Origin of the sequence: Pseudomonas sp. PAGU 2196, assembly GCF_022179005.1 — a bacterium.
GTDB lineage: Bacteria > Pseudomonadota > Gammaproteobacteria > Pseudomonadales > Pseudomonadaceae > Aquipseudomonas > Aquipseudomonas kermanshahensis.
In genome coordinates this window covers 80,578-93,726 of sequence record NZ_BNTL01000023.1, presented here as the reverse complement: position 1 = coordinate 93,726, position 13,149 = coordinate 80,578, and the positions used below count along the sequence as shown (strand labels likewise).

General features: G+C 67.2%; 1 protein-coding gene. It reads left to right on the top strand.

Going from position 1 to position 13,149, the window contains the following annotated elements:
* The first annotated feature begins 167 nt into the window (after nt 1–167).
* Entirely contained in the window at nt 168–13,121 is a 12,954-nt protein-coding gene (locus MFF34_RS19935; RefSeq protein WP_238216017.1) for a non-ribosomal peptide synthetase, read from the top strand.
* Nucleotides 13,122–13,149: the final 28 nt, after the last annotated feature.

Sequence of the window (13,149 nt, the reverse complement as noted above, 5' to 3'; positions counted from 1 at the left end):
GCGCGGGCGGCGCTCGGTCTCCCAAACGCCACACCTCTCAAGCCATACCCCGCTAATTTCTTCCCCCGCCCATCCGTTCCCCTGTGTACATCCGGCCGCCGAGTGCTGCCCGCCTACGTGCGCGGCGCAGCCGGCCCGACTTCACCAGACACTGGCAGGAACACCCCATGACGGACGCCTTCGAACTCCCGCTCTCGCTGGTCCAGGCCCTGGCGCAACGCGCCGCGCAGACCCCGGACAAGATAGCCCTGCGCTTTCTCGCCGACGCTCCTGGCGAGCAGGCCGTGCTCAGCTACCGGGACCTGGACCGCCGCGCGCGCACCATCGCCGCCGCCCTGCAGGCCCGGGCCGGGTTCGGTGACCGTGCGGTGCTGCTGTTCCCCAGTGGCCCGGACTATGTGGCGGCGTTCTTTGGTTGCCTCTACGCTGGCGTCATCGCCGTGCCAGCGTACCCACCGGAATCTACCCGTCACCATCACCAGGAGCGCCTGCTGTCGATCATCGACGACGCCGAACCGCGCCTGCTGCTGACCGTCGCGGCGCTGCACGACAGCTTGCAGGGCCTGGACGCGCTGGCGGCCCACAACGCCCCTGAACTGCTGGCCGTGGATGGCCTTGACCCGGGCCTGGCCGATGCCTGGCAGGCACCTGCCCTGGCCAGCGATGACATCGCCTTCCTGCAGTACACCTCGGGCTCCACCGCGCTGCCCAAGGGCGTGCAGGTCAGCCACGGCAACCTGGTGGCCAACGAGCAGTTGATCCGTCACGGTTTCGGCATCGATGTGAACCCCGACGATGTCATCGTCAGCTGGTTGCCGCTGTACCACGACATGGGGCTGATCGGCGGCTTGCTGCAGCCGATCTTCAGCGGCGTGCCGTGCGTGCTGATGTCGCCGGGCTACTTCCTCGCCCGGCCGCTGCGCTGGTTGCAGGCGATCAGCGAATACGGCGGCACCATCAGCGGTGGCCCCGACTTCGCCTACCGTTTGTGCAGCGAACGGGTCAGCGAAGCGTCCTTGGCCGGGCTCGACCTGAGCCGTTGGCGCGTGGCCTATTCCGGCTCCGAACCAATTCGCCAGGACAGCCTGGCAACCTTCGCCGACAAGTTCCAGGCCTGTGGCTTTGACCCGCAGAGCTTCTTTGCCAGCTATGGCCTGGCCGAAGCGACCCTGTTCGTCAGCGGCAGCCGCCGTGGTCAGGGCATCGGCGCCCTCGCGCTGGACGCCGAAGCCTTCGCCGCCAACCGCGCCGAAAACGGCAGCGGCGGCGTGCTGATGAGCTGTGGCTACCCGCAACCCGGGCATGCGGTGCGCATCGTCGAGCCGCAGCGCCTCGAAGCGCTGGGCGACAACCAGGTGGGTGAAATCTGGGCCGGTGGCCCGAGCATCGCCCTGGGCTACTGGCGCAACCCTGAGGCCAGCGCGCGCACGTTCGTCGAGCGCGATGGCCAGACCTGGCTGCGCACCGGCGACCTGGGCTTTATGCGCGAGGGTGAAGTCTTTGTCACCGGGCGCTTGAAAGACATGCTCATCGTCCGCGGCCAAAACCTTTACCCGCAAGACCTGGAAAAAACCCTGGAGCGCGAAGTCGACGTGCTGCGCAAAGGCCGCGTGGCGGTGTTTGCCGTGGACCACCAGGGCGAGGAGGGCATCGGCGTGGCGGTGGAGATCAGCCGCAACGTGCAAAAAGCCCTCGAGCCCCAGGCATTGATCAAGACCCTGCGCCAGGTCATCGCCGACGCCTGCCGCCAGGCGCCGGCCGTGGTGCTGTTGCTCAACCCGGGCGCGCTGCCCAAGACTTCCAGCGGCAAGCTGCAACGCTCGGCCTGCCGCCAGCGCATGGACGATGGCAGCCTCGACTGTTACGCGCGCTTCCCGCAGGCCAGCGAGCAACCCGCAAGCGGCGCGGTGGCAGATGATCTGCAGGCCCGTATCGCCGCCGTGTGGCGCGATGTGCTCAAGGTCGAAGCCGTGGCGGCGGACGACCACTTCCTGTTGCTGGGCGGCAACTCCATTGCAGCCACCCAGGCCACCGCGCGCCTGGCGGATGAGCTGGGCATCAACCTGAGCCTACGTACCTTGTTCGAAGCCCCGCTGTTGGGCGAGTACAGCGCTGCGGTCGCCGCGATCCTCGCTGAGGGTGGCGCCCAAGCGCAGGCCATCACCACCCTGGCACGCGACCAGTCGCTGCCGCAATCGCTGGCACAGAACCGCCTGTGGCTGCTGTGGCAACTGGAGCCACAATCGGCGGCCTACAACATTCCGGCCGGCCTGCGCCTGCGCGGTGAGCTGGACGTCGCCGCACTGGAGGCTGCGTTCCAGGCCCTGGTGGCGCGCCATGAATCGCTGCGCACAGTGTTCAGCGAAGTGGATGGCCAAGCCCTGCAGCGAATTCAGGCCCAGCAGCCGTTCAGCCTGCGTCGCCTGGACCTCGAAGGCCAGGCCCCCGAGCAAGTTGCCGCGCGCCGCGAGGAAGAGGCCCAGCAGCCGTTCGACTTGTGCCAAGGCCCACTGCTGCGCGTGACCCTGGCGCGCCTGGACGATGAAGACCACCAGCTGTGGGTGACGCTGCACCACATCGTTGCCGATGGCTGGTCGCTGAACATTTTGCTCGAAGAGTTCGCCAAACTGTACGCCGCGCACTGCCAGGGCCAAACGGCCACGCTGGCGCCGCTGCCCCTGGGTTACGCCGACTACGGCACCTGGCAACGGCAATGGCTGGCCGACGGCGAGGCCGAACGCCAGTTGCAGTACTGGAAAGCCAAGCTGGGTGATGAACTGCCGGTGCTCGACCTGTGCACCGACCAGCCGCGCGCCAGCCAGCGTGACAAACGCGCGGCGCGCTACACCCTGAAGGTGCCGGCCAAGCTGACCGAAGCGCTCAACGCCCTGGCCCGCGAGCAGCAGGCGAGCCTGTTCATGGTGCTGCTGGCCGGCTGGCAAGCGGTGCTGCACCGCTACAGCGGCCAGGCAGACCTGCGCATCGGCGTGCCCAATGCCAACCGCCCGCGCCTGGAAACCCAGGGCCTGGTCGGCTTCTTCATCAACAGCCAGGTGCTGCGTGCGCAACTGCATGGCCGCTTGCCCTTCGATCACCTGCTGGCCCAGGCCCGCCAGGCCACCCTTGAGGCCCAGGCCCACCAGGACCTGCCGTTCGAACAGCTGCTCGAAGCCCTGCCCGAGGCGCGCGAGCAGGGCCTGTTCCAGGTCATGTTCAACCACCAGCAGCGTGACCTTTCGGCGCTGCGCCGCTTGCCAGGTTTACTTGCCGAAGAGTTGCCGTGGCACAGCCGCGAAGCCAAGTTCGACCTGCAGCTGCACAGTGAAGAGGACCATCAAGGCCGCCTGACCTTGGCCTTCGACTATGCCGCCGAACTGTTCGAGGCCAGCACGGTAAAACGCCTGGCCGCGCACCTGTTGGCCTTGCTCGAGCAGGTTTGCGCCCGGCCGCAGCTGGCGCTGGGCGAGGTGCAGTTGCTCGATGAACAGCACCGCGCACAGCTGCTCGGCTGGGGCCAGGCACCGGCGGCGGCGCCCCAGCGCCTGCTGGTCGAACAGCTCAACGAGCAGGCCCGGCTGACCCCACAGCGAACCGCGCTGGCCTGGCAGGGCGGCAGCCTGGATTATGCCGAGTTGCACCAGCAAGCCAACCGCCTGGCCCATTACCTGCGTGACAAAGGCGTCGGTCCCGATACCTGCGTGGCCATCGCCGTCGAGCGTTCGCCGCAGTTGCTGGTTGGCCTGCTGGCCATCCTCAAGGCCGGCGGCGCCTACGTGCCGCTGGACGTGGACTACCCGGCCGAGCGCCTGGCCTACATGCTCGGCGACTGCAATGCCAGCCTGCTGCTGAGCCACAGCGGCCTGCTGGGCAAGCTGCCGCAGGTCGAAGGCGTCAGCGCCATCGCCCTCGACCAGTTGCACCTGGACAGCTGGCCCAGCCATGCCCCCGGCCTGCACCTGCACGGCGACAACCTGGCCTATGTGATCTACACCTCGGGCTCCACTGGCCAGCCCAAGGGCGTGGGCAACACCCATGCGGCCCTGGCCGAACGCCTGCAGTGGATGCAGGCCACCTATGCGCTGAACGACAGCGACGTGCTGATGCAAAAAGCGCCCATCAGTTTCGACGTTTCGGTGTGGGAGTGCTTCTGGCCGCTGGTCACCGGCTGCAAGTTGGTGCTGGCAGGCCCTGGCGAGCATCGCGACCCGCAGCGTATCGCTGCGCTGGTGCAAGCGCATGGCGTGACTACGCTGCACTTCGTGCCGCCGCTGTTGCAGGTGTTCGTGCAAGAGCCGCAGGCCGCCGCCTGCACCAGCCTGCGCCGGTTGTTCTCCGGCGGCGAAGCGTTGTCGGCCAACCTGCGTGACCGTGTGCTGCAACTGCTGCCCCAGGTGCAACTGCACAACCGTTATGGCCCGACCGAAACCGCGATCAACGTCACCCACTGGCACTGCCAGGCCGAAGACGGCGAGCGCTCGCCGATCGGCCGCCCGTTGGGCAACGTGCTGTGCCGCGTGCTGGACGATGAACTGGAACTCACCGCGCCCGGTGTGCCGGGTGAGCTGTACCTGGGCGGCGCAGGCTTGGCCCGAGGTTACCTGGGCCGCCCGGGCCTGACGGCCGAGCGTTTCGTGCCCCAGGCCGACGGCGACGGCCAGCGCCTGTACCGCAGTGGCGACCGTGCCCGCTGGCAAGTCCAGCTGGAAGCGCTGGAATACCTGGGGCGCCTCGACCAGCAGGTGAAGGTGCGCGGCTTCCGCGTCGAACCCGAAGAAGTGCAGGCCTGCCTGTTGGCGCAAGCGGGTGTCGAGCAGGCCCTGGTGCTGATCCACAAGGACGCTGTGGGCGCGCAATTGGTCGGCTACTACAGCGGTGCGGCCGAGCCGGCTGCACTGCTGGCCGCCTTGGCCGAGCAACTGCCGGCGTACATGGTGCCGGCGCAGTTGATCCCACTGGCACACCTGCCGTTGGGCCCAAGTGGCAAGGTCGATCGCAAGGCGCTGCCCGCCCCGGTGTGGCAACAGCGCGAGCATGTCGAGCCGCAAAGTGCCGTGCAGCAGCAGGTCGCGGCGATCTGGCGTGAAGTGCTCAACCTGCCGCGTGTCGGCCTGCAGGACGACTTCTTTGCCCTGGGTGGTCACTCGCTGCTCGCCACCCAGATCGTCTCGCGGGCCCGTCAGGCGTGCGATGTCGAGCTGCCGCTGAAAGTGCTGTTCGACGCCAGCGAGCTGGGCGCGTTCTGTGCCGAGATCACGCGCCTGCGGGAGGCCGGCGCGCATAACCTGCAAGGCGAAATCGCCCGCGTCGACCGCCGCCAGGCCGTGCCGTTGTCGTATTCGCAACAGCGCATGTGGTTCCTCTGGCAGATGGAGCCCGACAGCCCTGCCTACAACGTCGGCGGCATGGCCCGCTTGCGTGGCGCGCTGCACGTGGACGCGTTCGAGCGGGCGCTGCAGGCGCTGATCGTGCGTCACGAAACCCTGCGCACCACGTTCCCCAGCATCGACGGCGTGGCGTACCAGTGCGTGGCCGAAGACAGCGGCGTGCACCTCGACTGGCAAGACTTCAGCACCTTGCCCGCCGAGGCCCGCCAGCAACGCCTGCAACAGCTCGCCGACGACCAGGCGCACCAGCCGTTCGACCTCGAGCGTGGCCCACTGCTGCGCGCCTGCCTGGTCAAGGCCGAGGAACGTGAGCATTACTTCGTCCTGACCTTGCACCACATCGTCACCGAAGGCTGGGCCATGGACATCTTCGCCCGCGAGTTGGGCGAGCTGTACGAAGCCTTTGTCGATGATCGCGAATCACCACTGACGCCGCTGCCGGTGCAATACCTGGACTACAGCGTGTGGCAGCGGCAATGGCTGGAAAGCGGCGAAGGCGCGCGGCAGCTGGCCTACTGGAAAGCCCGCCTGGGCGATGAGCACCCGGTCTTGGCATTGCCGTCCGATCGCCCACGCCCAGCGGTGCAGAGCCACCGTGGCGAGTTGCACCGGTTCGAGCTCGCCCCGGCGTTGGTGGCGCGCGTGCATGCGTTCAACAGCCAGCGCGGGCTGACCCTGTTCATGACCATGACGGCAACCCTGGCGGCCTTGCTGCACCGCTACAGCGGCCAGCGTGACCTGCGCATCGGCGCACCGGTGGCCAACCGCATCCGCCCGGAAAGCGAGGGGCTGATTGGCGCCTTCCTCAACACCCAGGTACTGCGCTGCGAACTGGACGGCCAGATGACCGCCGCCGAGCTGCTGGAGCAGATGCGCCAGGCCGCCATCGAAGGCCAGTCGCACCAGGACCTGCCGTTCGACCAGCTGGTCGAAGCCCTGCAGCCACCGCGCAGCAGCGCCTATAACCCGCTGTTCCAAGTGATGTGCAACGTCCAGCGCTGGGCGTTCCAGCAAAGCCGTGAGCTGGTGGGCATGCAGGTCGACTACCTGGTCAACGACGCCAGCGCCACCAAGTTCGACCTGTACCTCGAAGTCACTGACCTAGATGGCCGCCTGGGCTGCTGCCTGACCTACAGCCGCGACCTGTTCGACGCGCCGCGCATTGCGCGCATGGCCGAACACTGGCAGCAGTTGCTGATCGGCCTGCTGGACGACCCACAACAGCGCCTGTGCGAGCTGCCGATGCTGAGCCCGGGCGAGCAGCACGTGCTGGTTGGGCAATTACAAGGCGAGCAGGATTTTGCACTCGACCAGACCTTGCACGGCCTGTTTGCCGCCCAAGCTTCGCGCACACCACAGGCCCCTGCGCTGACCTTCGCGGGCCAGCACCTGAGCTACGCCGAACTGGACCAGCAGGCCAACCGCCTGGCCCGCGCCCTGCGCGAGCGCGGTGTCGGCCCGCAGGTACGCGTCGGCCTGGCCCTGGAGCGTTCGCTGGAAATGGTCGTCGGCCTGCTGGCCATCCTCAAGGCGGGCGGTGCCTATGTGCCGCTCGATCCCGAGTACCCCCTCGACCGCTTGCGCTACATGATCGAAGACAGCCGCATCGGCTTGCTGCTCAGCCAACGTGCGCTGCTGGAAACCCTTGGCGAACTGCCAGACGGCGTGGCCCGCTGGAGCCTGGAAGACGATGCCGCAGGCTTGTCCGCCTTCAGCGATGCCCCGCTGGATAACCTCAACCTGCCGCAGCACCAGGCTTACCTGATCTACACCTCGGGCTCCACCGGCAAGCCCAAGGGCGTGGTGGTCAGCCATGGTGAAATCGCCATGCATTGCCAGGCTGTGATCGAGGCCTTCGGCATGCGCAGCGACGACTGCGAACTGCACTTCTACTCGATCAACTTCGACGCGGCCAGCGAGCGACTGCTGACCCCGCTGCTGTGTGGTGCCCGCGTGGTGATCCGTGCCCAAGGCCAGTGGGGCGCTGAAGAGATCTGCCAACTGGTGCGCGAGCAACAGGTAAGCATCCTTGGCTTCACCCCAAGCTATGGCAGCCAGTTGGCCCAGTACCTGGCCGGGCAGGGCGAGCAGTTGCCGGTGCGCCTGGTGATCACCGGCGGCGAGGCGCTGACCGGTGAGCACCTGCAGCGCATTCGCCAGGCGTTCACGCCGCAACAGTTCTTCAACGCCTACGGCCCGACCGAAACCGTGGTCATGCCGCTGGCCTGCCTGGCGCCACCCACGCTGCCGGCCGACCTGGGCAGTGTGCCGATCGGCCGCGTGATTGGCGCCCGCAGTGCGTACATCCTCGATGAGGACCTGGCCTTGCTGCCACAAGGCGGCATCGGCGAGCTGTACATCGGCGGTGCCGGCCTGGCCCAGGGGTATCACGACCGCCCGGGGCTGAGCGCCGAGCGCTTCGTTGCCGACCCGTTCAGCACACAGGGCGGGCGCCTGTACCGCACCGGTGACCTGGTGCGCCTGGGCGTCGATGGTTTGGTCGAGTACGTGGGCCGTGCCGACCAGCAGGTGAAAATTCGCGGCTTCCGTATCGAGTTGGGCGAAATCGAAAGCCGCCTGCAGGCGCATGCCGATGTCGACGAGGCGGTGGTCCTGGCCCTCGACTTGCCGGGCGGCAAACAACTGGTGGGTTACCTGGTGTGCAAGCAGGCCGGTGCCAACAGCGAGGCCCAGGCCGCGCTACGCGAATCAGTCAAGGCCGATGCCCGCCAGCATCTGCCGGACTACATGGTGCCCGCGCACCTGGTGCTGCTCGACAGCCTGCCGCTGATGGGCAACGGCAAGCTCGACCGCAAGGCGCTGCCGCTGCCGGACCTGGAGCAGGCGCACCAGCATTACCAGGCCCCAGGCAACGAAGTGGAAGCGCAGCTGGCGCAGATCTGGCGCGACGTGCTCAACGTTGCCCGCGTTGGCGTGCAGGACAACTTCTTCGAACTCGGTGGCGACTCGATTTTGTCGATCCAGGTGGTCAGCCGGGCCCGTCAGGTGGGCCTGCAGTTCACCCCGCGTGACCTGTTCCAGCACCAGACCATCCAGACCCTGGCCACGGTGGTCAGCCTGAGCGCCGCGCCAAGCGGTATCGAGCAGGGCCTGCGCGAGGGGCAAACCGGGCTGACGCCAATCCAGCACTGGTTCTTCGACAGCGAAGTGGCCCAGCCACAGCACTGGAACCAGGCTGTACTGTTGGCGGCGCGCCAGCCGCTGGACAGCGCGGCACTGGAGCAGGCCCTGGCTGCACTGGTGCAGCACCACGACAGCCTGCGCCTGCGTTTCCGCCAGGCCAATGGTCGCTGGCAGGCCGAGTATGCCCAGCCTGCGCCTCAGCAGTTGCTGTGGGCGGCCACGGTTGCCGACTTCGATGAGTGCCAGGCGCTGTACACCGACCTGCAGCGCAGCCTCGACCTGGAGCAAGGCCCGCTGCTACGCGCCTTGTTGGTGACGGACGGGCAGGGCAGCCAACGCCTGCTGCTGGCGATTCACCACCTGGTGGTCGATGGCGTGTCCTGGCGCGTGCTGCTCGAAGACTTGCAGGCGCTGTACCGTGGCCTGCCGCTGGCGGCCAAGACCCACACCCTGGGCGACTGGGCCGCACGCCTGGCCAGTTACGCCGGCAGCGACTCGCTGCGCGACGAGCTGGACTGGTGGCACGCCCAGCTCGGCACTGTGCGCCACGAACTGCCGTGTGATCACCCGCAGGGTGGCAACCTGCACCGCCACGCCCGCACCCTGGCCATCGGCCTCGATGCCGAGCAGACCCGCCAGTTGCTGCAACAGGCACCCGCGGCCTACCACACCCAGGTCAACGACCTGCTGCTGACAGCCCTGGCCCGGGCCTTGTGCCGGTGGAGCGGTGACAGTGAGGTGCTGGTACAGCTCGAAGGCCACGGCCGCGACGGGTTGTTCGAAGACATGGACCTGACCCGCAGCGTCGGCTGGTTCACCAATGCGTACCCGCTGAGCCTTTGCCCGGTGCTGGGTGATGACGATGCTGCGCGCGCCAGCTCGATCAAACGGGTCAAGGAGCAACTGCGTCAGGTGCCGCACAAAGGGCAGGGCTATGGCGTGCTGCGCTACCTGGCCGACGCGGCCGGGCGCGAGCGCATGGCCGCACTGCCACAGGCCCGCATCACCTTCAACTACCTGGGGCAGTTCGACCAGCAGTTTGACGCTGATGCGCTGTTCCAGCCGCTGGACGCACCGGCGGGCCTGGCCCATGACCTGGAGGCGCCGCTGCCCAACTGGCTGAGTGTCGACGGCCAGGTCTATGCCGGCGCCCTGCAATTGCGCTGGACCTACAGCACCGAGCGTTACGACGAGCAGACCATCGCCAACCTGGCCGAAGGCTACCGCCAGGAGCTGCTGGCACTGGTCGGCCACTGCCTGGCCGACGGCAACGGCAGCTTCACGCCGTCCGACTTCCCCTTGGCGCACCTGACCCAGGAGCAGATCGACAACTTGCCGGTCGCTGCCGCCGAGATCGACGATGTCTACCCGCTCACGCCGATGCAGGAAGGCATGCTGCTGCACACCCTGCTGGAGCCGGGCACCGGCATCTACTACATGCAGGACCGCTACCGCATCAACAGCGCGCTCGACGCCGAACGCTTCGCCCAAGCTTGGCAGGCGGTGGTGGCGCGCCATGAGGCCCTGCGGGCGTCGTTCAGTTGGAACGCCGGCGAGGCGATGCTGCAGATCATCCACAAACCCGGCAAGACGGCAGTGGATTATCAAGACTGGCGCGGCCTCGACGACGGTGCCCAGGAAGAGCGCCTGCAAGCCCTGCACAAACAGGAGCGCGAGGCCGGTTTCGAACTGCTGCGTGAAGCGCCGTTCCACCTGCGCCTGGTGCGCGTCGCCGATGAACGCTACTGGTTCATGATGAGCAACCACCACATCCTGATCGATGCCTGGTGCCGCTCGTTGCTGATGAACGACTTCTTCGAGGTCTACCAGGCACTTGGCGAAGGCCGCCCGGCCCAGTTGCCGGTGCCGCCACGCTACCGTGACTACATCGGCTGGCTGCAACGCCAGGACCTGAACGAAGCGCGCCAGTGGTGGCAGGCCAACCTGGCCGGCTTCGAACGGGCCACGGCGATCCCCAGCGACCGCCCGTTGCGCCACGACCATGCCGGTGACGGCATGATCGTCGGCGACTGCTACACCCGCCTGGACGTCACTGACGGTGTTCGTTTGCGCGAACTGGCCCAGGCCCATCAGCTGACCATCAACACCTTTGCCCAGGCGGCCTGGGCCCTGGTGCTGGCGCGCTACAGCGGCGAGCGTGACGTGGCCTTCGGCGTCACCGTGGCCGGGCGCCCGGTGAGCATGCCGCAGATGCAGCGCACCGTTGGCCTGTTCATCAACAGCATCGCCTTGCGCGTGCAACTGCCCGCTGCCGGCGAGCGCTGCAGCGTGCGCCAGTGGCTGCAAGGCGTGCTCGAGCACAATATGGAAGTGCGCGAGTACGAGTACCTGCCGCTGGTGGCGATCCAGGAATGCAGCGAACTGCCCAAGGGCCAGCCGCTGTTCAACAGCCTGTTCGTGTTCGAGAACGCGCCGGTGGAAACCGCAGTGCTGGACCACGCCCAGCACCTCAACGCCAGCTCCGACTCGGGCCGCACCCACACCAACTTCCCGTTGACGGCGGTGTGCTACCCGGGGGATGACCTGGGCCTGCACCTGTCGTTCGACCAACGTTACTTCGACACTTCGACCGTCGAACGCCTGCTGGCCGAGTTCAAGCGCCTGCTGTTGGCGCTGGTGCAGGGCTTCGAGGGCGAGGTAAGCGACTTGCCGCTGCTGGGTGCCGAAGAGCAACGCTTCCTGGTTGAAGACTGCAACCGCACCGAGCACGCCTATGCGCTGCAACAGAGCTATGTCGAGCAGTTCGAGGCGCAGGTCGCCGCGCACCCAGAACGCACGGTGGTGCGTTGCCTGGACGCGTCCTTTGACTACGCGGGCCTGAACCTTGCGGCCAACCGCCTGGGCCATGCCCTGATCGGCGCAGGCGTAACCGTCGATCAGCCGGTTGCGCTGTTGGCCGAGCGCGGTTTGCCATTGCTGGGGATGATCGTCGGCAGCTTCAAGGCCGGTGCCGGTTACCTGCCGCTGGACCCCGGCCTGCCAGGCGCGCGCCTGCAGCGCATCGTCGCGCTCAGCCGCACACCGGTGCTGGTATGCAGCGCGGCCTGTGCCGAGCAGGGGCGGCAGTTGCTGGACGCACTGGAGGGTGTGGCGCGGCCGCAATTGTTGGTGTGGGAAGACATCCAGGCCAGCAACATCGCCAGCCACAACCCGGGTATTCATAGCGGGCCCGACAACCTCGCGTATGTCATCTACACCTCGGGCTCCACCGGTTTGCCCAAAGGGGTGATGGTCGAGCAGCGCGGCATGCTCAACAACCAGCTCAGCAAGGTGCCTTACCTGGCCCTGAGCGAGCAGGACGTAATTGCCCAGACCGCTTCGCAGAGCTTCGATATCTCGGTCTGGCAGTTCCTGGCCGCGCCGTTGTTCGGCGCCAGGCTGGAGATCGTGCCCAATGCCATCGCCCATGATCCGCAAGGCCTGCTGGCGCATGTGCAGGCTACCGGCATCACCGTGCTGGAAAGCGTGCCGTCGCTGATCCAGGGCATGCTGGCCAACGATCACCAGGCCCTCAACGGCCTGCGCTGGATGCTGCCGACCGGCGAGGCGATGCCGCCAGAGCTGGCCGCGCAATGGCTGCAGCGTTACCCAGGCATTGGCCTGGTCAATGCCTACGGCCCGGCGGAGTGCTCGGACGATGTGGCGTTCTTCCGTGTCGATGTCGAGTCCACGCGCGGCAGTTACCTGCCGATTGGAACCCCGACCGACAACAACCGCCTGTACCTGTTCGGCGAGGACCAGGCCCTGGTGCCGTTGGGCGCGGTTGGCGAGCTGTGCGTTGCCGGTACCGGCGTCGGCCGTGGCTATGTTGGCGACCCCGTGCGTACCGCCCTGGCCTTTATCCCGCACCCCCATGGCGCGCCGGGTGAACGCCTGTACCGCACCGGCGACCTGGCGCGCCAGCGCCTGGACGGGGTGCTGGAGTATGTGGGCCGCATCGATCACCAGGTGAAGATTCGCGGGTATCGCATCGAACTGGGTGAGATCGAAGCGCGCCTGCACGAACAGGCCGAAATCCGTGATGCCGCGGTGGGCGTGCAGGAAGGCGCCAACGGCAAGCACCTGGTCGGCTACCTGGTGGCCCATCAGGGCGTAACCCCTGATGGGGCGTTGCTCGAACAGATCAAGCAGCACCTGCGCGCGGCATTGCCGGAGTACATGGTGCCGCTGCATTGGGGTTGGTTCGACAGCCTGCCGCACAACGCCAACGGCAAGCTCGACCGCAAGGCACTGCCGGCCATCGACATCGGCAGCCAGCACAGCCAGGCCTACCTGGCGCCGCGCAACGAGCTGGAAACGGTGTTGGCCGGTATCTGGGCCGATGTGCTCAAGGCCGAACGGGTGGGGGTACACGACAACTTCTTTGAGTTGGGCGGGCATTCGCTGCTGGCCACGCAGATCGCTTCGCGGGTGCAGAAGCAGTTGCAGTTGGATGTGCCGCTGCGGGCGATGTTCGAGTGCAGCACGGTGGAGGAACTGGCGGTGTATGTGGAGGGGTTGCAGGGGCGTGTGCTGGATGACGACAAGGTTGACCGGCTGAGTGACCTGATGGCGGAGCTTGAGGGGCTGTAGGGCGAAGGGGCTTCTCGGGGCTTTAGGG